We start from the raw sequence: 21557 nt of genomic DNA, 5'->3' as shown, positions 1-21557 counted from the left end.
AGCCTGCTCGCGAAAGCAATCTGTCAGTTGCACTCGAGCTGAATGACCCACCGCTTTCGCGAGCAGGCTCGCTCCCACAATGGGTCCACTATTGCTCTGTGCGCTCTGTGCCTTCACGGTCGCGTTCGTAATGGTGAGCCAGTGGCAGCGCCGGTAGCCACGCCTCACGGCGAATGGTCCAGAGCTCATAGGTGGGCTTGCACTGGTTCGGTTCATCGAGCGACCCGACGTTGACTTCCACTTCATCTGCCGAACGCGTGAACACCGGTGAGCCGCAGCGCGGGCAGAAAAAGCGCCCGTTATAGTCACGGGTTTCGCCGATGACCTTCAACGCATCCTCGGGAAATATGGCCGAGGTACCGAACAGCGCGCCGTGGCGCTTGCGGCAGTCGAGGCAGTGGCAGATGCCGACGCGGTAGGGCTGACCTGTCACTTCGAAACGGACATCGCCGCATAGGCAACCGCCAGTCAATCGATCCATGTCACACCTCCTCTGCTCGACCTCAATTTACAGATCGTCCAAATCGGGAAAGGCAATCCTGCCCAGCGTCCAAGGCTCAACAATCTGGCAATGTACATTGCGCAGAAATGAGCCCCACTCGCTTCGGTTATGCGCATCCGGGCCGGTGACCGGCATATCGGTCAGATCGAGTCGTTCGTCACGCCCGAAAATCCCGGGTAACTCACCGCACACCTTGTAGTTATAAAAATGTGCAGCGAAGTTTTGCCAGTTAGTGATTTGTTCAAAAAGCGCAGAAATCTTGATGGCTGGCATTCAGGCCTACTTTGTAATAGGTAGCCTGCCAGTGATCACAAATTTATCGAACACTTTCTGCCCATCACGCGCGGCTTGCCGAACATCAAGGAATGTCAGCTCATTACGAACTTCCTTTTTGTTAGGTTTGTCGGTCTTTCTGGTGGTGGCCATCGGAGCCTCCGAAGGATGTGTATTCATGCTGACCAGCTTAAGTGATTAAGTTTTGACCGGCAAACGATAGGACCTTGCTCCAAGACCGACAAGTCGGCGGGTTCTCGCGAGCTTGTAGGTCATGACGCCCAAAATTGTAGTCCGTGAGCGATCTGGGCTCAGGTTCGCCGCTCGGCATCTTCCATGCTTAAACACAACTTCGAGCGAACGTTTAAAGCACACAAACCGTTACGCCATCCTCCCTACAACACCTTGCGCCGTTACCTACGCGTACGCCAGAATCCGCCGGCTTACGCGGCTGTGGGGCGGGTTGTATCGTTTCCCTGTCACTGAAAAACAGTGATCGGGTTTGGTAGCCCGCTTTAAATTGTCGTTGTTGCGACACCCTCGATGCTGTCTCTTTTTTAAGGTATAGCTTTGTATGGTGGGCATGCGTGGGGCTCCTCTGTGAGCGCCGGGTTTCCCAATTTAACCGGTCTACCAACCCGCGCATGGCCGCCACCCGCCGTTTGGTAGCGAGGGTGATGGCTCCCATTTTTTAAATTGGAGCTTTATCTATGTTCAAAATCACGCCCAACCCACCGCACACCGATCCCATCCCCCACGACCCCGCGCTCGACCTGCAAAAGGTAAAAGAGGCGACCGATCGCGCCCTCGACTACTACCTCAAGCCCGAAGACCTGGCAGCTCCGCCAGCATCGCCCAAGTTTCGCCCCGTCTTTCTCGTCGACCCCACGCTGGATGACGAAACCCTGCTGGTCGAAGCCTGTGAATCGCTGTCATACGCCCACGCCATGGCCGGTAATATCGCTGACTCGGTGGGTGGCCCGGAGCGTAAACCGCTGCTGGCGCTGCAACGGGTGATCATGTTGAACGAGCTGTTGGTCAACCGATTGCTGGACAAGCTGCGCCTGCCGCAGTAGGTAGCTGACGGATCGCCATGCAGGGCCAGTGCATCCTGCATGGCGATCTTGAGTCCGGCGTCCATACTGATTTTTTGCAAACGGCATCCTCTACTCAACTGTCCGGACACCGACATGCCCTCCCTCGAATCCACCCTGTTGCAGAGCTGGCACAACAACGCCCACGCCTGGATCGAAGTGATCCGCAGCGGCGCCATCGAAAGCCGTCAACAGGTCACCGATCAGGCGATTGTGTTGGCGATCATGGGCCGTCAACCGCAGCGGGTGCTCGACCTCGGTTGCGGCGAAGGCTGGCTGTTGCGGGCACTGGTGGATCGGGGCATTGAGGCGACGGGCGTGGATGGCGATGCGACGCTGGTGGAAGCGGCGCGTCTGGCCGGTGCATCGCAGGCGCATGTCGCCAGTTATGAAGCGTTGGTTGAGGCTACGGTGGACATCGGTCGCGACTATGACCTGATCTGTGCGAATTTCTCTTTGCTGCAACAGGACATCATCCCGTTGCTCGCCGCGATGAACGCGTTGCTGGTGCCTGGCGGCGCACTGGTGATTCAGACGCTGCACCCGTGGGCCGTCGCGGCGGGTGATTATCAGGACGGCTGGCGGGAAGAGACGTTCGCCGGGTTCAAGGGCCAGTGGCAACCGATGCCCTGGTACTTCCGCACGCTGTCGAGCTGGATAAACGCGCTGGACATGGCCGGGTTTGAACTGGCCGGACTGCAAGAGCCACAGCATCCGCAAAGCCCTGTGCCGCAGTCTTTGCTGCTAGTGGCTGAGCGGTGCTAGTTTCAGAGTCTTTGCCGGCCAGAGCTAATACACTCGGGCGCTGGCCTGCCGGGATGACGTCGATGAAACACGCTGCCGCGAAAAACCCTGAAAAAGCCCCACGCTTCTGGCGCGACGACGCCCTGCCCTTTATCGAGGCGCGGGCCATCGCCGATGGCCGAGAAGTCTGCTATGCGCGGCATTCCCACGCGCATTTTTCTATCGGTGCGATCACCGCCGGGCGCAGCACGTATGTGCACGAACAGGCGCAGTTCGAAGTGGCGGCGGGCACCGTGGTGCTGATGAATCCCGGTGATGTGCATGCGTGCAATCCGATCGATGATCAACCGTGGTCGTACGTGATGCTGTACGTTGAGACTCCGTGGCTGACCGACTTGCAGCATCAACTGGGGTTTGCCGCCGACGTGGAATTTCGTCGCTTCGCGACCACGCATCTCGACGACGCCAGGCTGTTCAATGATCTCAACGGGTTGTATGAGTTGCTGGTCAATGACCAACAGGATGTCTTGCGCAAACACAGCGCCGCGGTGGAGTTTTTCACCGATCTGCAACTGCGCTTGAACCCGGCGCAAGCGCCCGTGCGAGAACCGAATTTCAAGCTTGAACGCGCCGCCGATTTCATCCGCGAACACTGCACCGAGCTGCTGAGCCTCGACGACATTTGCAGCGCGGCGCAGCTGTCACCGTCCTACCTGATACGCGCTTTCAAACAGCATTACGGCATGACGCCGCACGCGTTTGTGGTCAACCAGCGCATCCAGTTCGCCCGCGAACGGTTGCGCAGAGGACAGTTGATTGCCGATGTGGCGCTTGAGGCGGGGTTTGCCGATCAGGCGCATTTTCAACGGGCGTTCAAACAACATCTGGCGGCGACCCCCGGCCAATATCGCGGCTGACATCGACCCCCTGCGGGGATTTCAAGGCAACAGCAGATAAACCGCACTCAACGCCAACAACCCCGCCATCACTCGATTGAACAGGCGCATCCCCGCCGGATTGCCCAGATACCCGCGCAAAAACGTCCCGGCATACGCCCAGCAGCCCACCGACAGATAGCAGATCACCAGATACACCGCCGCAAACTGCCAAACCAACCGCGCCTCGCCATCGGCTACAAACGCGCCCATCCCGGCCACGCAGGCCAGCCAGGCTTTCGGGTTGAGCCACTGCATGACCGCGCCATAGAGCATCGATGGCGCGCGGCCCGAGTCGCCGGCATTCAACTGCCCGTTGTCGGTCGCCAGCTTCCAGGCCATGAACAGCAGAAACGCCACCCCGGCCAGTTGCACCACGCGGGTCATGAACGGCCAGAGCTTGAGGACTTCATGCAGGCCCAGCCCCATCAGCACCAGTAGCAGCACAAACCCCAGCGTCGCACCGAGGACATGCCGCTGGCTGGCGCGAAAGCCGAACTGCGCGCCGGAACTCAACGCGACGATGTTGACCGGGCCGGGGGTAATGGACGCGGCTAGGGCAAACGCCGCCATCGAGATAATCAGACTCATCGCACACCTGCTTCAAATCGGGGAACAAGGCGCTCACGGTAACCAGCGCCCCGCCCCCGGTATTGAAGAAAATCACCCTGCCAACAACACACTCTGTACAGGAGCTGCCGCAGGCTGCTCCTACACGGGGTTCAGGTGTTTCGGCGATCAGTCCAGACGCGGCACGGTGAAGCGGAACTCGCTGCCCTGCCCCACCTCGCTTTCAGCGAAAATCCGCCCGCCATGGGCTTCGACAATGCCTTGGCTGATGTACAAACCCAGGCCGGTGCCGGTCGGGTTGCCCTCTTTCACAGTCCAGTAACGGTCGAAGACGCGGGCCAGGTTTTCCTTGGGAATGCCTTCACCACTGTCGCGCACGGTGAAAACAATATCGCTGCCCACGGATTTGGCCAGCACATCGACTGCGCCCAGGCGCGGGGTGAACTTGATCGCGTTGCCGACCAGATTCGACAGCACCTGAAACAAGCGCTCGGGGTCGGCATGGATACGCAGGCCGGGATCGGCCTCGAAGGAAATGCGGATGTCCTTGTCCTGCGCCAGCGGCCCGAGCAAGGCTTGAGCTTCGTCAAACATCTGCCCCACGTCGAGCCGCTGCGGCGTAATGGTGTAGCGTCCGGCATCGATTTTCGAAGTATCGAGCAAGTCTTCCAGCAGCGTATTCATGCGTGCGGCGGCCTGTTGCATGGTGTCGATGGCCGTGGAGATGCGCCGCGAGGGATGGTGACCTTCGGAGCTGAAGTCCTTTTGCAGCAGACCGCAGAGCATCGAAATGACCGTCATCGGGTTACGCAGGTCGTGCGAGACCACCGCCACCAATTCATCACGGGCGTGCACCGCATCCTGCTCGCGGCGCACCTGGCGGGCCAGATCGTTTTCCAGCGCCGAACGGCGCAGGTCGTTGGCGGCGAACAGGTCGCCGTGGCTCCACTTGGTGGAGATCCCGGCCATCTCGACTTTCCAGATTTCGAACGACGTGCGCGGACGCAGATGCAAACCGGCGTCGGAATTTTCCAGCGCCAGCGGTTTGCGCGGATCGCCGCTCCAGTTGATGTTTTCTTTCACCTCGGGACGAAACCACAGCACGCCGTTTGCCACCGGTTTGGGCAGACTCATGGCAAGCACGCCGCTGGTTACCTGCTGATATTGCGCGGCCGGCGGATAAACGCTGGCCAGGTGATGACTGGCGAACACCGACTGGCCGCTCTCTTGCAACCATTTGTGCAGGGCGCGGATCTCATCGGGTTCCGGGCAGATACCGTAATGGTGCATCTGCTTGTCTTCAATGATCGCGACACCGCCCGCATTGGTCAGCGCCATGAGAGTTTGCGGCAGGTTTGCCAGGCCATCGAAAACGTTTTGCGGCGAATCGATCATCGCTTGGTTGAGCAGCGCCAGCGCATCGAGCTTCTCTTCTCGCTGACGACTGATTTCCAGAGATTCCATCGCGCTGATCTGCAACGACAGCACCTGGCCGATGGTCTGGCATGCGCTGCGCAATTCATGCGGCACATGCAACGGCTGACGGTTGCCGCAACTGATCAGGCCCCACAGCTTGTCGCCCTTGAGCAGGGAAATGCTCATCGACGACAGCACGCCCATGTTCTTCATGTATTGGCAGTGAATCGGCGACACGCTGCGCAGCGTGGCGAAACTCAAATCCAGCGGCGTCTGCGTGTCAGGACGCAGCTTCGGCACCAACGGCACCGGTTGATAGTCGGCATTGGGGATGATCCGCAGCCAGTTGGTGCGGTACAACTCGCGGGCCTGCTCGGGAATGTCCGAGGCCGGGAAGAACAGGCCATTGAACACTTCCATCGACGGGGAGGAGGCTTCGGCGATGACCTGACCGTGGCCCTCCTCCTCGAAACGGTAGATCAGCACCCGGTCGTAACCGGTCAGGGCCTGGATTTCCTGGACGCTGATGTCGTACAGCGCCTGCAACGTGGTCGCCGCGTGCAACCGCTGGAGCATCCGCCCCAAGTGGGTTTGATTACCGGCAACGTTGCGTGGCTGGAAGTTCTCCGCGTGGATTTCCAGCTCCAGAATCAACACGCCTTGATGGCGATGCAGCAAGCCTTCGAACGCCGTGCCATTGAGCTGAAAACGCAGCGGTGGCACATCGAAGAGTGCCGGTTGCTGCAACGCCACGCGCACGGCCTGGGCATCCACGTCGCCGATCAGGCGCTCCAGCGGCTGACCAATGAGCTCTTCTGGCGCGCGGGCCAGCAGGGTTTCGACGTTGGCACTGACTTGAATGATGTCCAGCGCAGGCTCGCTCAGGGTCAACAACAAGCCGTGGGGCTGGATCGCGCCGGGGAAACGAATCGGCTCGTCGGCACAATTGCTCAGCAGTTGTTCAAAAGTCTCTTTTTCTTGCTCGGTCACGCCAGTACCTCCTGGCTTTCGAGCCAGCGCTCGAAACAGCTGAATGTAGATTGGGCGGCACACACGACGGCCTCACGCTCGGCGGCGTCCATCGGTCGACTGCCCAGGTATTCGATGAAATCACGCCAGCGCCGACCGGTCGCGGCACCGTAAATATCCAGAAACGCCGCGCCGTTGTCGGCATCCACAGCCAGACGCGCGGCGATTTCCCGGCGCAGGATCTGCCCGCCCAAGGTTGCGCCTTCAAGCACGTACAACACGCCAAGGCAGGCAGCGCTGGAGTCGATCAGCGGCAACTGCTGGCAAATCGGCAGGCTTGCCAGCGCGGCGTCTGCCATACCCAGTGCACGCAGGTCGCCGCGCAGCGTGTGGGTCTTGAGACGTGGCGTCAGATCAAAATCGTCGGGGACTGAACCGCTGCGCTGCAAAGCGTTTTCCAGAGGTGCGTAGAAACCGTAATAGGCCTGCATCAGGCGCCCAAAAGCTTGCGCATCGAGGGTATCGGAGAAAAAAGGAAGGCGTTTTTCCAGTGCGATGTGCAGTTCGGCAGTGCCGGCTCGCAGATCTTGCAGCACGGGTGGCACATAAATTTCACGGGCCTTTGCTGGCATGTATATCGCTCTTGGTGGGGCCGCCTGGGGCCATTCGTGGTTGGCGTTACGTGGAGCGAAATCTTACACGGCAAATGCCGTTTCTGACCGGATGGATAGTTTTTCTGACGAAGCCAGCACCCTCCGACTCTTTCAGAGTTGCCTTGCGCACAGAAAGTTCGACCCTATTGATCAACGCCAGCGGCGTCCGTATCGCGACACAGCAGCATGACTGCACCCAATCCCTCTGAGCTGCGTCCATGCGTTTTTTATGCGTGCGACTTAAACGCGATATTGAAAAATTCAAAACGATATAAGCGCATTTGATTCAAGAACTATATTGAGGCCAGTTGTATGCCAATAATTATTCTGAAGGAACCAGAAATGAGTACTTTTGCCGATGACCTCGTTGCTACCCCTGAAGGCACATATCTTCGAATTTGGGGCAAATTCCCAGGCTCAATCAACCCGCAGTGTTTGCAGGGAAAATTGAAAAGTGTGGATCTGACGGCTGGCGTTGCCGTGCTTGAAAGCACGACATATTCCGGAACGACTTATGACGTCAACATCAATGAAATCAGTTCAATTGAAGGAGGCCATACCGGATCGGGGGCGGCGGGATCTGTACAATCACCGGATAAGGTATCCAATCCAATCACCGGCAAAGTGCAAGATAAAACCTTCAAGGATTACAGTTAACGTAAAAAAAGCTCGGACGGCCCTTTGAGTTCGACTTGATTGCCGTCCGGGTCGAAACAATACAGAGACAGGCCGTCGCCCTCGGCACCGAAGCGGGTGGCGGCTTTTTCCACGGTCAGACCATGTTCCAGCAAGTGCTCTGTCAGCGCCGCCTCATCGAAAGGCTCGATGCGCAGGCAGAAGTGATCGACGTTGCGCCGCTTGTCCCCCGCCGCTCCCCCTCCCTTTCGCCCGAGTTCGCCTTGCAGATCGACCAGATCGATCATCGACGTCCCGGCGCGCAGGTGCACCAGCCCCAGCGGCTCGTTGTATTTGACCACTTCGGCGCCGAACACACGGCCGTAGAAGTCGATGCTGCGTTGCAGGTCCGCGACGCGCAGTACGATGTGATCGATGTGTTGAATGACGAACGGTTGCATGGATTCAGTGCCTCACAAACCCTGTAGGAGCTGCCGCAGGCTGCGATCTTTTGACGTTGATTCTCAAAAAAAAAGATCAAAAGATCGCAGCCTGCGGCAGCTCCTACACGGTAGTTCAGGGGCATGGAAAATTCACTGTCGATTTTTCGGTGGAGCCATCGACAAACCGGTTTTACTCTGACGCCATGAACATACAAACCGCTGCCCTGCCGCCCCACGCCGAAATGGTTCGCGCCATGCTCGAAAGTGACACCGCCTATGAAGGCGTGTTCTTCACGGCCGTGAAAACCACCGGGATTTTCTGCCGCCCCAGTTGCACGGCGCGCAAGCCGAAACCGGAAAACGTCGAATTCTTCGCCCATGCCGATGAATGCATGTCTGCCGGCTATCGCGCGTGTTTGCGCTGCAAGCCGCTGGACGCGGCGGCCATTGCGCCGGACTGGGTGCAGCGCCTGCTCAACGCGGTAGAGGCCAATCCCGAGATGCGCTGGAGCGATGCGCAACTGCTCGCCGAAGGCATTGAGCCGCTGAAACTGCGGCGCTGGTTCAAGCAGCATTTCGGCATGACTTTCCATGCGTGGTTGCGCACCCGTCGGCTCGGCATGGCGCTGGGCGGGATCAGGCAAGGCACCTCGATCGATCACGCGGCGTTCGACTCCGGCTACGAATCCCTCAGCGGCTTTCGCGACGCGTTCCAGAAGTCGTTCCACATCACCCCGGGCCGTGCGGTGGCCAGCGAGCCGCTGTTGTTCACGCGTCTGACCACGCCGCTGGGGCCGATGATTGCCATGGCCGAGCGTCGTGGACTTGTATTGCTGGAGTTTCTTGATCGGCCGGCGCTGACCCGCGAAGTAGAAGCGCTGCAGAACCGTTACGGCTACGCAGTCGCCCCGGGACACAATGCGCATTTGCAGCAGATCGAAGGCGAACTGGCGGAGTATTTCGCCGGCCGACTGACCGCATTTACTGTCGCCCTGCACTTGCCCGGCAGCCCGTTCGACCGTCAGGTCTGGGCGCATCTGCTGCAAATCCCCTATGGCCACACTGCCACCTACGGCGCGATTGCCGCCGGTTTGGGCAAACCCGGCGCCAGTCGCGCAGTCGGCCTGGCCAACGGGCACAACCGATTGGCGATTGTGGTGCCGTGTCATCGGGTGATCGGCGCGGATGGCTCGCTCACCGGCTATGGTGGAGGACAGCCGCGCAAGGCGTTTCTGCTGAGGCTGGAAAACGCCGCGATGCAAATCACGCAACAACTGGCTTTCTGACGATTCGACACTACTGACAAGAAGGGATTCCGATGAACGCGCTCGACACGCAGTTTCACCAATTGCACCAGCAAGGCCTGCTGATCCTGACCAACGTAGGCGACGCCACCGGTGCGCGACTGGTCGAACATCTGGGCGGTAAAGCCGTGGCCACCAGCAGCGCCGCCGTGGCCTGGGCGCACGGTTATCCGGACGGCAACACCCTGCCCCTCGAACGCCTGGTTTCCACCGTGGAGTCGATTGCCCGGGTGATCAGCGTGCCGTTGACCGTCGACGTCGAGGCCGGTTACTCCGATGACCTCGGGCGCGTGGCCGAAGTGCTCGACGCGGTCATTGCAGCGGGCGCCGTCGGGATCAATATCGAGGACGGATCGGCTGATCCCGAATTGCTGGCGCGCAAGATCGAACTGGCGCGGCAAGTCGCCAATAAACGCGATGTGAAGCTGTTCATCAATGCCCGTACCGATGTTTACCTCAAAGGTCTGGTGCCAGCCGAAGACCGCGTCGCCGAAACCCTGCGTCGTGCCGCCCTGTATCAGGCCGCCGGCGCCGATGGTCTGTTCGCTGCAGGCGTCACCGCTGCCTACGAGATTGAAGCCATCTGCAAGGGCACTGCGTTGCCGGTCAACGTGCTGGGCTTAGCCGGCCTGCCCTCGCCTGCCGAGCTGCAAGCACTGGGCGTACACCGCTTGAGCGCCGGCTCCGGCATTGCCGAGTTCATGTATGGCGCGATGGGCGGGCTGGTGAAAAGCTTCCTCGACACCGGCAAACTCGATACCCACGATCTGAAGGCGTTCACCTACGGCGAAGTCAACGGATTGCTGAAATAGCATGGCGGATGCTTATCAGGCGGCAAGCGAATTTCTGGCCGCGCTCGATGCTGATTGGCAGCGGCATGTCGCGGCTGTCGGGCCTTGCCTGCATCAACCGCATCCGGCGCGTGATCCTTACGAATCGCTGGTGCGGGCGATTGCCTATCAGCAACTGCATGCCAAGGCCGGGGATGCGATTGTCGGGCGGCTGGTCGGGTTGTTTCCCGGCCAGTCGTTTCCTCGGCCTGAGCGGATTCTTGCGACCGACTTTGATCGAATGCGCGGCTGCGGGTTTTCGGCGGGCAAGATCGCGACGATTCAGGGCATTGCCCAAGCCACGCTGGACGGCGTGGTGCCGGATTACGCCACGGCGCTGGCCATGGACGACGAAGTGCTGATCGAGCGGCTGGTCAGCTTGCGCGGCGTCGGGCGCTGGACGGTGGAGATGTTGTTGATTTACAGCCTGGAGCGGATGGATGTGTTGCCGGCGGATGATTTCGGTGTGCGCGAGGGCTATCGGCGGCTGAAGAGGCTGGAGGTGCAGCCGACGCGCAGGCAAATGGTCGAGATTGGGGTAGCGTGGAGTCCCTATCGGACCGTAGCGGCTTGGTATTTGTGGCGGGTGGCCAAGCCGTAGACCGCGTTATCGTTCTTCGCGAGCAGGCTCCCACATTTGAAATGCAGTTCCCTGTGGGAGCGAGCCTGCTCGCGAAGGCGTCAGTCGATTTAACACCCATTTACAGGCCAGACTTCAAGCGACTGAACGCCCGAATCAACGCCCGATTGAACGCCTTGCCGTTGTCATTCTTGCTGTACAACGAAGCCCTCACCTCGGCCGACGGATACGTCCCCGGATCATTGCGAATCGCCGCCTCCACCAACCCGTCCGCCGCCGTGATCGCATTGGCGTAGTGAATGGTGTCGGTGATCGGCGCAATCACCTCCGGGGTCATCAAATAGTCCATCAATGCCAACCCGGCCTGCGGATGCGGTGCGTCCTTGGGGATGACCATGGCGTCGAACCAGATCAGCGTGCCCTCCTTCGGTATTCGATAACTGAGTTTGAACGGTTTGCCGGCCGCCTGCGCCTGCCCGGCGGCGATGGCGACGTTGCCATTCCACGACATCGCCACGCAGGTATTGCCGTTGGCCAGATCGCTGATGTTCAGGTCGTTGTCGAAGTAGCGAATGTACGGACGGATTTTCGCCAGTTGCTGCTCGGCAAGTTTCAGGTCATCGAGGTTCTGCCGGTTGATGTCCAGGCCCATGTACTTCATGACCGCAGCAAACACTTCATTGGGATCGTTGAGCAGGCTCACCCCACAATCGGCGAATTTCGAGACCACCGCCGGGTCGAACAACATCGCCCAACTGTCCGTCGGCGCGTCAGGCAAACGCTGCTTGATCGCCTGCTCCTGATAACCCACACCGGTGGTGCCCCATGCGTAAATCCCGGCATAACGGTTGCCGGGATCGAACACCGCCATGTGCTGACGAAACTCCTCACCAACCCCGGCGAAGTGCGGCACTTTCGCCTTGTCCAGCGGCTGGATCGCACCGCTCTCGATGGCTCGCGACAGGTGCTGGCCAGCGGTCAGCACCAAGTCATAGCCACTTCGCCCGGTGAGCAGTTTGGTCTCCACCGTTTCCAGAGAATCAAAGTGATCGGCGACCACATGAATACCGGTTTTTGCCTCGAAATTCTTCAGAGTGTCCGGCGCCAGGTACTCGCCCCAGATATACAGATTGACCACCGGTTTGGCGGTGTCGGCGGCCTGCACACACAAGGGTGCAAGCACCAGCATTAACGCTTGAGTCAGTTTGTGCAGGCCCATGCTCAGGCTCCCTTCTTCAGGCCGGCGTATTGCGGCATGGTGATGCACGCGACGTTGCCGCCGCCGAGGAGGATTTCCCGGGAGTTTTCGATGCCGACGATTTTGTGCTGCGGGAACAGTTCGGCCAGGGTCGCCAAAGCGATGTTGTCCTGGCGATCACCAAACAGGGGAACGACGATCGAACTATTGCCAGCGTAGTAGTTGATGTATGACGCGCAAATTTTCGTACCGGCCTGCCGTGTGTGGGTGCTGTCTTGCTGATCGAGACCTTCGGCTTCCTCGGCGGTCCACTCCAACACGTCCGGCTGCGGCAGTTTGTGCACGATCAACTCGCGACCACGGCTGTCGCGGGTGCTGCGCAGGATGTCGTAGGCCTCCTGATAGATTTCCCACTGCGGATCATCGCGGTTGTCGGTCCATTGCAGCACCACTTCACCGGGACGAACAAAGCAAGCAAGGTCATCGACATGGCCGTCGGTTTCATCGAACTTGCAGCCCCGTGGCAGCCAGATCACCTGTTCGGCACCGAGGTAATCGTTCAACCGCCGAGTGACTTCGTCCTTGCCCAGATGCTGGTTGCGATTGCGGTTGAGCAGGCATTGTTCGGTGGTGAGGATGCTGCCCTGGCCGTCGCTCTGGATGCCGCCGAGTTCGGCAATCAACGGCGCGCGATAACGGTCGAAGCGTTCGATCTCAAGGATCTTGCTGGCGATCTGATCGTCCTTGTCCCACGGGTAATACAGGCCGCCGTCGAGACCGCCGTAGGCGTTGAATTCGAAGTCGACACCGCGCACTTCACCGCTCTGATCGTTGACCACAAAGCATGGGCCGCTGTCGCGAAACCAGGTGTCGTTGCAGGTCATTTCCACTACGCGCACTTGCGGCGGCAACTGCCAGCGGGCGGTAGCGAATTGCGCGGCAGAAGCGCACACGGTGACCGGTTCGCTTCGCGAAATGGCCGTGACGATCTGCACCCAGACTTTCTGCGCTGGCTTGGCGCCGTTGCGCCAGACATCGGTGCGTTCTGGCCAGCCGAGCCAGCAGCCAGACTTGGCTTCGAATTCGCCGGGCAGACGAAAGCCGTCGTGTTTGGGGGTGGAGTCGAGCAAACGTGCCATGGTCAAACCTCGTCTTCGGGATGGGAATGACCACAGGCTAAGGTCGACGGCAGCGCGCCCGCCAACGATGATTATTGCGGAACAGTTGAATTCAACTCATCAATCAGCCAGTTGATCGTTGAACCATTCAAGCATCTGCGCCACTGCCGGACGCTCCAGTCGCACCCGTTCGCAAACCAGTGCGTATTGGCCCAGCGCCGTCATGCTGGAAGTAAATGGCCGCACCAGCCGACCATTCTGCAAGTCTTCCTGGGCAGTAAGATTGTCGCCCATCGCCACGCCCTGCCCTTGCGCCGCCGCCTCCAGTGCCAACCCGGCGTGGGCGAAATACAACTGGCGTTGCGGGCGCTGATCGCCGGCATGGCTGGTCAGCCACGCGGTCCAGGTCTTGCCGTCCTGATCATCGTGCAGAAGGCAGTGGCGAGCGAGATCCTTAGGGGTTTTCAGGGTGCCTTGGTTGAACAGTCCGGGGCTGCACACCGGGAAGAATTGCAACGCGGGCAAAGGGCGAACGAAATAGGCGCTGCTGTCCACCGGGCCGGTGCCGTAGGTGATCGCCAGATCGATATCCTCGCCCGGCGCGCTGGCGTCGATGGGTTGTTCGTAGAGGTGCAAAGTGATGTGCGGATAGCGCGCGTAAAAATCGCTGAGGCGACTCATCAACCACTTCTGCGAAAGCTCAGCGGTCACGGCCAGGCGCAGTACCGCCAGCGAAGACGGGTCGCGCAGTTCATCGCAGGCATCGCCGATCAGTTCAAAGGCCTGTTGCAAGCTTTGCATCAGACGCCCGGCGGCGATGGTCGGGCGAATCTGCCGACCTTCGCGGATGAACAGTGAGACGCCGAGGTGTTCTTCCAGTTGCCGGATCTGATGGCTGACGGCGCTGTCGGTGACACATAACTCTGCGGCGGCGCGACCGAAATGCGCGTGGCGGGCGGCGCATTCGAAGGTACGCAGGGCGGCCAGTGAGGGGAGTCGTCGCATGGGGTTTGATCCGTTTTTTCGGCCATGCTGACCGGACAGGTGATGCGCGTCCAGCGTGCAGACTGTATCGCACTGTATATCGCCCCACCGCAGACACACCCACCGCACAATTCCCCACCCCGACGACACATCACCGATACACCCCAAGGCTCAAATGCACCGGTCGATTCAACTTCCAAAATCCACCGGAGAACTCCCATGACCTCGACCCTTTCCTCCGCCCTCAAAGGCCTGCACCTGAACCTCGACCGTGCCGGCACCTGGCTCGCGCCGCTGACTTTGCGCCTGTTTATCGCCTGGGAATTTTTCGAGTCGGGGCTGGAGAAATTCAACGGCCAGAACTGGTTCGAAGACATTCAGGAGCGCTTCCCGTTTCCCTTCGACCACCTGCCGGCGACGCTGAACTGGGAACTGTCGATGTGGGCCGAGCTGATTTGTGCCTTGGCGATTCTGATTGGCTTCGGCACACGAATTTCGGCCATCGCGCTGATCGTGGTGACTGTCGTGGCCACCGCCGCCGTGCATTGGCCCGCCGACTGGTCGTCGTTGAGCGAGCTGGCGCAGGGTTATGCGATCACCAACAAGGGCTTCGGCAACTTCAAGCTGCCGGCGATTTACCTGGCCGCTTTGGTGCCGCTGGTGTTCGCCGGGGCCGGCAAGTTGAGTGTCGATGCCTGGCTGGCGCGGGTGTTCTGGAAGCGAAGCACCCGCTGAGACTCAATGCGCGCGATCCAGCCCAACCAGCAACGCGTTGTCACGGCTGTAGATGTCCGGCGCGTAGCGCACGTGGCCGGCGTTGTCGACTTGCGCGGTCCAGTAGGTCATCAGGATCGGCACCGGCGCCGACAAGCGGAACTCGTGGGTGGTGCCGGTGGCGAGCAAGGTCTCGGTGCGGGCCTTTTCCGCTGGTGTGAGCAGCAGATCGCGCAGTTGCATCGGGTGCTCGACCCGCACACAACCGGAGCTGAATGCCCGCGGCCCCTTGTCGAACAGCGCCTTGCTCGGCGTGTCATGCAGGTACACCGAGAACGGATTGGGGAAGCGAATGACCATCTGCCCCAACGGATTGCGCGGCCCGGCGTCCTGACGCAGGAGAATATTGCCGGGATTGTCCCAGTCGATGTCCGCAGCGGCCAGCGGCTGGCCGTTGGCATCGAGCACTTGCAGGTTCTGGCGGCTGAGGAAGGTCTGGTCCTTGCGAATCTCCGGCAGTTTGTCTTCCTTCCAGATGGTCGGCGGCACCGTCCAGGTCGGGTTCAGGGTCAGACGCGTGACGCGGGATTTGAGCAACGGTGTCTGGCGCTCGGCACGGCCAACCTGGGTACGGGTCTGCCACACTGGCTGGCCGCCCTGATACAGCATCAGTTCGGCCGCAGCGACGTTGACCAGCAAACCATCAGGCTCCATGTCCTGGGCCATCCAACGGAAACGTTCGAGGTTGACCCGCAGTTGGTCGCGGCGGGTCAGCGGGCTTATGTTCAGTTCGGCAATCGTGCCCGGCCCGACCACACCGTCAGCCTGCAACGAATGGTTGGCCTGGAAGCTTTTCACCGCCTCCACCAACACGCCTTCGTAGGCATTGCCGGGCGTGGCGATGTAATCGGTCAGATAGCCTTCGCTGTGCAGACGCAGCGCCAGTTCCGGCACGCGTTTGTCTTCCATGGACGGGCGCAGCAGCGGGCCGTTGCCGACCGACTGCCATTGCGGCAAGGCTTTGATCCTTTGCGCGGCGTAGAGCTGACGCAGATTCTGATATTGCGCCAGACGCGGCCGGGCTAGATCGAACGCCGCCGGAATGTCATGCATGCCCGGTACGGCAATCGACAACAATTCCGCCTGACGGTCACGCGGCGCTTCGTCGGCGTGCCACAGCGGTTCGAAGTGCGATTGCAGCAGACGGCCGTAATGCAGATCCTGCAGCGCTTGCAGGTAATAGCGGCTGATGTCGATGTCAGCGCACAACTCGCCGTCCTGCGGTGCAGTGGTGGCGACCGGATAGCGTTTTGGGCTGAGGCCATCGTCGGCCAACAACTGCAATTGGCCCTGCAACGCCTGCAATCGTCCGGACTCACTGGCCCACACCGGCATCCAGTCCTGCTGTTGGTAGAAGCCTTTTAACTGTTCCAGCGCCGGGCCATTGAGCTGTGTTGCAATCGCCGGGCATGACTGTCGCAGACCGATCATCACGGCCTGCAAAGGGCTTTGCGGCTCGACCGGCATTTCGGCAGGTGGCGTCGGCAGCGTCTGCAAGGGTGGCAGCGGCTCATCGGCACAAGCGACAAACGGCGCAGCGAGCAAACAAATGCTCAAGTAGCATGCGTACTTTTTGAACAACTGCTTTACTCCAATCCATGGCCATCCAGATGATGGCCAACCTTACATCAGGTGCGCTGAACAGTCAGGCTCGAATCTTCCGGCCTGCAGGTTACGACTGGACGTCAGGAGCCAAAGTGCCAAATAAGTAGCAAGCTGAGGACACTTTATAAATGTTGACGTTTTTGCGCCGACTTCTGCTGAGCACCGTGACCCTTGTCGCCGTGACCAGCCCAGCTTTCGCCGCCGGCAAACCATCGCCGGTTTTGTTCACCAGCCTCGCGCACGCCGCGCCAGAACTCAATGCCCAAGCGCTGAAAGGTGCCTTGAGCGCCATGCAATGTGCGGTCAACAACGGCGCCAAACCTTCCCGCCACCTGGCAATCATCGATTATTCGCAACCGTCCACTGAGCGCCGACTGTGGATTTTCGACCTCAACCGGAAAAAACTGGTGCTGCGCGATCTGGTCGCCCACGGCTCCAATTCCGGGGAAAACTTCGCCACGCAGTTTTCCAATGTCGAAGGCAGTTATCAGTCCAGCCTCGGCCTGTTCCGCACTCAGGAAAGCTACAGTGGCACTCACGGTTATTCGCTGCGCATGGACGGCCTGGAACCGGGCTTCAACGACATGGCCCGCGACCGCGCCATCGTCATCCACGCCGCCGACTATGTGAATCCGTTGTGGAGCAAACGTCAGGGTCGCATCGGCCGCAGTCAGGGTTGCCCGGCGGTTCGGCCACAGATTGCCAAGCAAGTGATCGATAAACTCAAGGACGGCCAGTTCATGTTTTCGTGGTACCCGGATCAGCGCTGGCTGAAAAAGTCGCCGTACCTCAATTGCCAGCCGCAGCAGGTGGCGAGCATTTTGAGTACTCATGCCAGCTAAACACCGCAAAACCCTGTAGGAGCTGCCGAAGGCTGCGATCTATTGATCTGTTTTTTTTGAAAAAATCAAAAGATCGCAGCCTTCGGCAGCTCCTACAGGGGTGACGTTGTGCAATTCGTTTCATTACAACTTTGTCATTCAGTTGTCGGTTTGCCGTGCGGATCGCTCGGTAGCCTGACGTTGTCCCGGCGCCAATGCCGATCAACTTCAGCCACTGAGTGACTCATCATGAAAACCCTGATCCTCGCCTTCTCCGCCCTCCTCGCCACTGGCTCGGTATTCGCCGCCGATACGCCTGACACCGCCGTGATTCATGACAAAACCGGCTTCTTCGTGCACCTGGATGTCGACAAAGTCCTGTCCAGCACCGATATTTCACAGGCCTGCGGCGTGATTCCGGCGCAACTGAACTACCTCGATCATCAGGGCCGTGAGCATGTGCTGGACTATCAAGTACAAGGCACCGGCTGCACCAACGACCATTGAGACTGATCGCCCATGAATATTCTGGTTGTCGAAGACGAACCCAAGGCCGGCAATTATCTGCTCAACGGTTTGCAGGAACTGGGCTACAGCGTAAGCCTGGCCCGGGATGGCGCCGACGGTCTGCATCTGGCGCTGGAGCACAGCTTCGACGTGATCGTGCTGGATGTGATGATGCCGAAAATGGATGGCTGGGAAGTCCTGCGCCGGCTGCGCAAGGAAGCTGACACGCCGGTGCTCTTCCTCACCGCCCGCGATGACATTGCCGACCGGGTCAAGGGCCTGGAACTGGGCGCCGACGATTACCTGATCAAGCCGTTTTCCTTCGCCGAACTGGTGGCGCGCCTGCGCACCCTGACCCGACGCGGGCCGATTCATGAAGACGAACAACTGCAAGTGGCCGATCTGCAGATCGACGTGCTCAAGCGCCGCGTGACCCGCGCCGGGGTGCGGATCACCTTGACCAACAAGGAGTTCGCCCTGCTGCAACTGTTCGCCAGCCACACCGGGCAAGTGCTCGCGCGCTCCCTGATCGCTTCACGGGTGTGGGACATGAATTTCGACAGTGATACCAACGTGGTCGACGTCGCCGTGCGCCGCTTGCGGGCGAAGATCGACGACCCGTTCCAGCTCAAGCTGATCCACAGCGTGCGCGGGATCGGCTACCGCTTCGATACTCAGCCATGAGCACGAATCGCCCGTATTCCCTGACCCTGCGCCTGGCACTGGTGTTCGCCCTGCTCGCCTTTGCCTCACTGGCCGGGCTCGGCGCGGCGCTGTACAGCGAGCTTGAAGAACAACTCATCCGGCGCGACGACACGGCGCTGGTCAGTCGCGTCGATCAGTTGCGCAGTTTCCTCAACGACAGCAACACCCTTGAGCTGATCAAGAACAAACCGGCGCTGTTCCAGAACATGCTCGGCAACCACGAAGCGCTGCTAACCATCGGCGCGCCAGGCCAGCCGCCGCTGTTGGTGGTCAATCCCGGCAACCTGGCCACGCCAAATTTACCGGCGGTGCCGATTGACCGGCCGCTGTCGCTGAACGATGTGCAGCATCTGCCCGACGTCAACGGTGTGCCGTTTTCGGCCGTGGCGGCAAGCATCGATTCCGGCGATCTGGGCAATCTGCAAGTACAGTCCGGGCGTCTGATGAGCGAGCGCACGGCGATGCTCGCCAATTATCGCTTGAGTGTTTATGGCTTCGCGTCGCTGGCGGCGCTGATGTTGGCAGTGATTGGCTGTCTGCTGATGTATCGCGGACTGTTACCGTTGCGGCGCTTGGCCAACCACGCCCATGGCATCGGCGTTGGCAACCTCAGTGAACGCCTCGACAGCCATGGTGCCCCGCGAGAGTTGCAGCCGATGATCGGGGCGTTCAACGCCATGCTCGACCGCCTCGCCAAGGGCTTTGCGCAGTTGAGCCAGGTGTCCACCGACATGGCCCATGAACTGCGCACACCGATCAATAACCTGCTCGGCGAGACCCAGGTCGCGCTGCATCAGAACCGCAGCGTCGAGGCGTATCAGCAGTTGCTCGCCTCCAATGTCGAGGAGCTTGAGCGGCTGACGCGCATGCTCGACAACATGCTGTTTCTGGCGCGCACCGATCCGGCCAGTGCCTTGAATCAACGTCAGGAGCTGGACGCGGCCGATGAGATGCAGCGCATCGCCGATTATTTTGAAGGCTTGGCGGCGGATGTCGGCGTGTGCATCGAGGCGCGAGGCAGCGGCGTGATCTGGGCCGAGCCGATGTTGCTGCGCCGGGCGCTGGCCAATCTGTGCGCCAATGCGATCAAGTACGGCGCGGCGGATTCGACGGTACAGGTCGAGGCGTTTGCCGAGGCAGACGGCAGTTATCTGCGGGTGCGCAACCGGGGCGTAACGATTGCGCCGGAACATCTGGCGCGACTGTTCGAACGTTTCTACCGCGTCGACCCGTCGCGCGAGCGCTCTGCGCAATCGAATGGGCTGGGCCTGTCGATCGTCGCGACGATCATGCAGTTGCATCACGGTCGCTATGCTGTGAGCAGCGTCGATGGCGAGACGTGCTTCGAACTGTTTTTCCCCGCTCGCGAATCCCGGGGCTGACATCCACCACAAGTCCCTGTAGGAGCTGTCGAGTGAAACGAGGCTGCGATCTTTTGATCCTGATCTTTGCAATCAAAAGATCGCAGCGTGCCGCAGCTCCTACAGAAAGTGGTGGTGGGTCAGTCAGGTGAGATTTTGACTGTGCCGCCGCTGTCGCGAGCAGGCTCGCTCCTACAGTTGATCTGCGCTCGGCTGATGATCAGGGCCATGACCATCAGGGCCGTGGCAACGCCAAAAGTAATGTGCAACCCCGTGGCGATAACGGCATCAGGGGCTTGGGTCGGATCGCCGGTGGCCACGGCAAACACCGCGCCCATCGCCGCCGCCCCGGTGATCAAGCCCAGATTGCGCGCCAACCCGAGCAGTGCCGACACCACGCCGCGCTGATCCTGGCTGACCCCAGCCATCAAACCGGTATTGTTGGCCGCCTGGAACAACGCATAACCAGCGGCGATCACCGTCATCGGCAGCAGGTACGCAGGCAGGCCGAAACTCATCGGCAACAGCGCCAACAAGCCACAACCGCCGACCATCCCGAGCAAGGCACCCGGCACCACTCTCCGCGCGCCGAAGCGATCCACCAAGCGCCCGGCCGGTACGCCGCCGAACGCCGCCAACAAAGGCCCGACCGACAACACCAATCCGACCACCGTGCTGGTCAGGCCCAACCCTCGGCTCAGGTAAAACGGCCCAACCACCAGCGTGGTCATCATGACCGTCGTCACCAGCAGCGTCAGCGCCAGACTGCCACTCAGCCGCAGGTCGGCGAACAGTGACAAGCGAATCAGCGGTGCCTTGGTCTTCATCTCGACCGCAATGAACAATCCCGCGCCGCACAGGCTGATCAGCAGCAACGCCGGGGTGAATCCGTCAAGGGTCATCGCCAGCGCATAGGCCGCCAGCGTCAGCATCAATAACCCGGTGCCGAAATAATCAAACGCAATACGCACCCGGACTGGCCGATCCGCCGGCAGATAGCGATACACCAGCCACGCATTGAGCAAGCCCAACGGCACGTTGAGCAGAAAAATCGAATGCCAGCCGGCATGCGTCATCAACAACCCGCCCAGCGACGGGCCGAGGCTGGTGCCGGTGGCCGACATGGTCGCCAACAATCCCATCGCACTGCCCGCCCGGGACTTGGGCACCGCATCGGCCACCAGCGCCACAGTCAAGGCGAACATGATCGCCGCGCCAAGGCCTTGCACCGCCCGTGCGCCGATCAGCCAGCCCAGCCCCGGGGCCAGCGCGCAGGCCAACGACGCGGCAGTAAAAATGCCGATGCCGATCAACAGCAATCGCCGCCGCCCGAGGCCATCCCCTAAACGCCCGACACTGACAATCAACGTGGTGATCGCCAGCAAGTAGGCCAGAACGATCCACTGCACCTGTGGAAACGTCGCCTCAAACGCCGCCGCCAGAATCGGCAACCCGGCGTTGGCAATGCTGGTGTCCAGCGACGGCATCAACATCGACAGCGCCAGACTGGTCAGGGCCCAGCGGGCTGTGGTGTTCAGGGGTGGTCGAGGCATGGC

Annotated in this window: 23 protein-coding genes; 12 read left to right on the top strand and 11 right to left on the bottom strand. The window is 60.4% G+C overall.

The genetic code is table 11. The annotated features are described in order from the left end of the window. Positions 1-88: 88 nt before the first annotated feature. Together IAI51_RS22960 and IAI51_RS22955 are read right to left on the bottom strand one after the other, a co-directional pair. On the bottom strand, positions 89-481 hold the full coding sequence (locus tag IAI51_RS22960) for a GFA family protein (RefSeq protein WP_187680545.1): 393 nt from the start codon (positions 479-481) through the stop codon (positions 89-91). A 27-nt stretch (positions 482-508) separates the two neighbouring features. Further along, positions 509-775 (bottom strand): hypothetical protein, encoded by a 267-nt coding sequence (locus tag IAI51_RS22955; RefSeq protein ID WP_187680544.1) that lies wholly within the window; start codon positions 773-775, stop codon positions 509-511. 710 nt (positions 776-1485) lie between these two features. Here IAI51_RS22955 and IAI51_RS22950 point away from each other — a divergent pair. From IAI51_RS22950 to IAI51_RS22940, 3 genes are all read left to right on the top strand, one after another. Continuing rightward, positions 1486-1851, top strand: coding sequence for a DUF6124 family protein (locus IAI51_RS22950; protein WP_187680543.1), 366 nt, complete (start codon positions 1486-1488; stop codon positions 1849-1851). A gap of 114 nt (positions 1852-1965) precedes the next feature. Then, a complete protein-coding gene (locus tag IAI51_RS22945; protein WP_187680542.1) occupies positions 1966-2634 on the top strand; it encodes a class I SAM-dependent methyltransferase in 669 nt (222 codons plus the stop codon). 62 nt (positions 2635-2696) lie between these two features. Further along, positions 2697-3530: a helix-turn-helix transcriptional regulator gene (locus tag IAI51_RS22940; protein WP_187680541.1), complete on the top strand. Its 834-nt coding sequence runs from the start codon at positions 2697-2699 to the stop codon at positions 3528-3530. A gap of 21 nt (positions 3531-3551) precedes the next feature. On the opposite strand, the gene IAI51_RS22935 is transcribed toward IAI51_RS22940, so the two are convergent. The 3 genes from IAI51_RS22935 to IAI51_RS22925 all read right to left on the bottom strand — a co-directional run bounded on the left by IAI51_RS22935 (position 3552) and on the right by IAI51_RS22925 (position 7135). After that, complete coding sequence (locus IAI51_RS22935) at positions 3552-4139, bottom strand: LysE family translocator (protein ID WP_187680540.1); 588 nt, start codon at positions 4137-4139, stop codon at positions 3552-3554. A gap of 147 nt (positions 4140-4286) precedes the next feature. Continuing rightward, complete coding sequence (locus IAI51_RS22930; protein WP_187680539.1) at positions 4287-6524, bottom strand: ATP-binding protein; 2238 nt, start codon at positions 6522-6524, stop codon at positions 4287-4289. Next, positions 6521-7135, bottom strand: a complete 615-nt coding sequence (locus IAI51_RS22925; protein ID WP_187680538.1) for a biliverdin-producing heme oxygenase — start codon at positions 7133-7135, stop codon at positions 6521-6523. Before IAI51_RS22925 ends, IAI51_RS22930 begins: the two co-directional genes overlap by 4 nt. A gap of 363 nt (positions 7136-7498) precedes the next feature. On the opposite strand from IAI51_RS22925, the gene IAI51_RS22920 reads away from it, so the two are divergent. After that, positions 7499-7813, top strand: coding sequence for a hypothetical protein (locus IAI51_RS22920; RefSeq protein WP_187680537.1), 315 nt, complete (start codon positions 7499-7501; stop codon positions 7811-7813). Here IAI51_RS22920 and IAI51_RS22915 read toward each other — a convergent pair. Next, on the bottom strand, positions 7810-8232 hold the full coding sequence (locus IAI51_RS22915) for a VOC family protein (protein WP_187680536.1): 423 nt from the start codon (positions 8230-8232) through the stop codon (positions 7810-7812). The genes IAI51_RS22920 and IAI51_RS22915 overlap by 4 nt on opposite strands. A gap of 185 nt (positions 8233-8417) precedes the next feature. Here IAI51_RS22915 and IAI51_RS22910 point away from each other — a divergent pair, with 185 nt between their 5' ends. Genes IAI51_RS22910 through IAI51_RS22900 form a run of 3 tightly spaced genes read left to right on the top strand, consistent with a single transcriptional unit; the run spans position 8418 to position 10949 of the window. After that, complete coding sequence (locus tag IAI51_RS22910) at positions 8418-9500, top strand: bifunctional transcriptional activator/DNA repair enzyme AdaA (protein ID WP_187680535.1); 1083 nt, start codon at positions 8418-8420, stop codon at positions 9498-9500. A gap of 32 nt (positions 9501-9532) precedes the next feature. Then, complete coding sequence (locus IAI51_RS22905; RefSeq protein ID WP_187680534.1) at positions 9533-10330, top strand: isocitrate lyase/phosphoenolpyruvate mutase family protein; 798 nt, start codon at positions 9533-9535, stop codon at positions 10328-10330. A 1-nt stretch (position 10331) separates the two neighbouring features. Next, positions 10332-10949, top strand: coding sequence for a DNA-3-methyladenine glycosylase family protein (locus IAI51_RS22900; protein ID WP_187680533.1), 618 nt, complete (start codon positions 10332-10334; stop codon positions 10947-10949). A 100-nt stretch (positions 10950-11049) separates the two neighbouring features. On the opposite strand, the gene IAI51_RS22895 is transcribed toward IAI51_RS22900, so the two are convergent. The 3 genes from IAI51_RS22895 to IAI51_RS22885 all read right to left on the bottom strand — a co-directional run bounded on the left by IAI51_RS22895 (position 11050) and on the right by IAI51_RS22885 (position 14249). Beyond that, positions 11050-12147 (bottom strand): extracellular solute-binding protein, encoded by a 1098-nt coding sequence (locus IAI51_RS22895; protein WP_187680532.1) that lies wholly within the window; start codon positions 12145-12147, stop codon positions 11050-11052. A 2-nt stretch (positions 12148-12149) separates the two neighbouring features. Then, positions 12150-13265 carry an agmatine deiminase gene (aguA, locus tag IAI51_RS22890; protein ID WP_187680531.1) on the bottom strand — a complete coding sequence of 372 codons (1116 nt, stop codon included), beginning with the start codon at positions 13263-13265 and terminating at the stop codon, positions 12150-12152. 99 nt (positions 13266-13364) lie between these two features. Then, a complete protein-coding gene (locus IAI51_RS22885) occupies positions 13365-14249 on the bottom strand; it encodes a LysR substrate-binding domain-containing protein (RefSeq protein WP_187680530.1) in 885 nt (294 codons plus the stop codon). 198 nt (positions 14250-14447) lie between these two features. On the opposite strand from IAI51_RS22885, the gene IAI51_RS22880 reads away from it, so the two are divergent. Next, a complete protein-coding gene (locus IAI51_RS22880; protein WP_187680529.1) occupies positions 14448-14963 on the top strand; it encodes a DoxX family protein in 516 nt (171 codons plus the stop codon). Positions 14964-14966: 3 nt separating this feature from the next. Here IAI51_RS22880 and IAI51_RS22875 read toward each other — a convergent pair whose 3' ends face one another. Further along, positions 14967-16583, bottom strand: a complete 1617-nt coding sequence (locus IAI51_RS22875) for a murein L,D-transpeptidase (protein WP_187680528.1) — start codon at positions 16581-16583, stop codon at positions 14967-14969. A 152-nt stretch (positions 16584-16735) separates the two neighbouring features. Between IAI51_RS22875 and IAI51_RS22870 the strand changes: the two genes are divergently transcribed. From IAI51_RS22870 to IAI51_RS22855, 4 genes are all read left to right on the top strand, one after another. Beyond that, the gene (locus tag IAI51_RS22870) at positions 16736-17449 is read left to right on the top strand and encodes a murein L,D-transpeptidase catalytic domain family protein (RefSeq protein ID WP_187680527.1); all 714 of its coding nucleotides are present in this window, start codon (positions 16736-16738) and stop codon (positions 17447-17449) included. Positions 17450-17677: 228 nt separating this feature from the next. After that, positions 17678-17935, top strand: a complete 258-nt coding sequence (locus IAI51_RS22865) for a DUF2790 domain-containing protein (protein ID WP_187680526.1) — start codon at positions 17678-17680, stop codon at positions 17933-17935. 12 nt (positions 17936-17947) lie between these two features. Next, on the top strand, positions 17948-18619 hold the full coding sequence (locus IAI51_RS22860; RefSeq protein WP_187680525.1) for a heavy metal response regulator transcription factor: 672 nt from the start codon (positions 17948-17950) through the stop codon (positions 18617-18619). Next, entirely contained in the window at positions 18616-20022 is a 1407-nt protein-coding gene (locus IAI51_RS22855) for a heavy metal sensor histidine kinase (RefSeq protein ID WP_187680524.1), read from the top strand. The genes IAI51_RS22860 and IAI51_RS22855 overlap by 4 nt, the downstream gene beginning before the upstream one ends. Positions 20023-20141: 119 nt before the next feature. Here IAI51_RS22855 and IAI51_RS22850 read toward each other — a convergent pair whose 3' ends face one another. Then, complete coding sequence (locus IAI51_RS22850) at positions 20142-21554, bottom strand: MFS transporter (RefSeq protein WP_187680523.1); 1413 nt, start codon at positions 21552-21554, stop codon at positions 20142-20144. Positions 21555-21557: the final 3 nt, after the last annotated feature.

Origin of the sequence: Pseudomonas sp. N40(2020), from assembly GCF_014472415.1 — a bacterium.
In the GTDB taxonomy this organism is placed as follows: Bacteria; Pseudomonadota; Gammaproteobacteria; order Pseudomonadales; family Pseudomonadaceae; genus Aquipseudomonas.
This window is presented reverse-complemented; position numbering and strand designations above follow the sequence as displayed.

What these genes read in the sequence shown, in the direction of transcription:
- IAI51_RS22960 (WP_187680545.1), bottom strand. Translation starts at nt 481, where the DNA reads ATGGATCGATTGACTGGCGGTTGCCTATGCGGCGATGTCCGTTTCGAA.
- IAI51_RS22955 (WP_187680544.1), bottom strand. Translation starts at nt 775, where the DNA reads ATGCCAGCCATCAAGATTTCTGCGCTTTTTGAACAAATCACTAACTGG.
- IAI51_RS22950 (WP_187680543.1), top strand. Translation starts at nt 1,486, where the DNA reads ATGTTCAAAATCACGCCCAACCCACCGCACACCGATCCCATCCCCCAC.
- IAI51_RS22945 (WP_187680542.1), top strand. Translation starts at nt 1,966, where the DNA reads ATGCCCTCCCTCGAATCCACCCTGTTGCAGAGCTGGCACAACAACGCC.
- IAI51_RS22940 (WP_187680541.1), top strand. Translation starts at nt 2,697, where the DNA reads ATGAAACACGCTGCCGCGAAAAACCCTGAAAAAGCCCCACGCTTCTGG.
- IAI51_RS22935 (WP_187680540.1), bottom strand. Translation starts at nt 4,139, where the DNA reads ATGAGTCTGATTATCTCGATGGCGGCGTTTGCCCTAGCCGCGTCCATT.
- IAI51_RS22925 (WP_187680538.1), bottom strand. Translation starts at nt 7,135, where the DNA reads ATGCCAGCAAAGGCCCGTGAAATTTATGTGCCACCCGTGCTGCAAGAT.
- IAI51_RS22920 (WP_187680537.1), top strand. Translation starts at nt 7,499, where the DNA reads ATGAGTACTTTTGCCGATGACCTCGTTGCTACCCCTGAAGGCACATAT.
- IAI51_RS22915 (WP_187680536.1), bottom strand. Translation starts at nt 8,232, where the DNA reads ATGCAACCGTTCGTCATTCAACACATCGATCACATCGTACTGCGCGTC.
- IAI51_RS22910 (WP_187680535.1), top strand. Translation starts at nt 8,418, where the DNA reads ATGAACATACAAACCGCTGCCCTGCCGCCCCACGCCGAAATGGTTCGC.
- IAI51_RS22905 (WP_187680534.1), top strand. Translation starts at nt 9,533, where the DNA reads ATGAACGCGCTCGACACGCAGTTTCACCAATTGCACCAGCAAGGCCTG.
- IAI51_RS22900 (WP_187680533.1), top strand. Translation starts at nt 10,332, where the DNA reads ATGGCGGATGCTTATCAGGCGGCAAGCGAATTTCTGGCCGCGCTCGAT.
- IAI51_RS22895 (WP_187680532.1), bottom strand. Translation starts at nt 12,147, where the DNA reads ATGGGCCTGCACAAACTGACTCAAGCGTTAATGCTGGTGCTTGCACCC.
- aguA (WP_187680531.1), bottom strand. Translation starts at nt 13,265, where the DNA reads ATGGCACGTTTGCTCGACTCCACCCCCAAACACGACGGCTTTCGTCTG.
- IAI51_RS22885 (WP_187680530.1), bottom strand. Translation starts at nt 14,249, where the DNA reads ATGCGACGACTCCCCTCACTGGCCGCCCTGCGTACCTTCGAATGCGCC.
- IAI51_RS22880 (WP_187680529.1), top strand. Translation starts at nt 14,448, where the DNA reads ATGACCTCGACCCTTTCCTCCGCCCTCAAAGGCCTGCACCTGAACCTC.
- IAI51_RS22870 (WP_187680527.1), top strand. Translation starts at nt 16,736, where the DNA reads ATGTTGACGTTTTTGCGCCGACTTCTGCTGAGCACCGTGACCCTTGTC.
- IAI51_RS22865 (WP_187680526.1), top strand. Translation starts at nt 17,678, where the DNA reads ATGAAAACCCTGATCCTCGCCTTCTCCGCCCTCCTCGCCACTGGCTCG.
- IAI51_RS22860 (WP_187680525.1), top strand. Translation starts at nt 17,948, where the DNA reads ATGAATATTCTGGTTGTCGAAGACGAACCCAAGGCCGGCAATTATCTG.
- IAI51_RS22855 (WP_187680524.1), top strand. Translation starts at nt 18,616, where the DNA reads ATGAGCACGAATCGCCCGTATTCCCTGACCCTGCGCCTGGCACTGGTG.
- IAI51_RS22850 (WP_187680523.1), bottom strand. Translation starts at nt 21,554, where the DNA reads ATGCCTCGACCACCCCTGAACACCACAGCCCGCTGGGCCCTGACCAGT.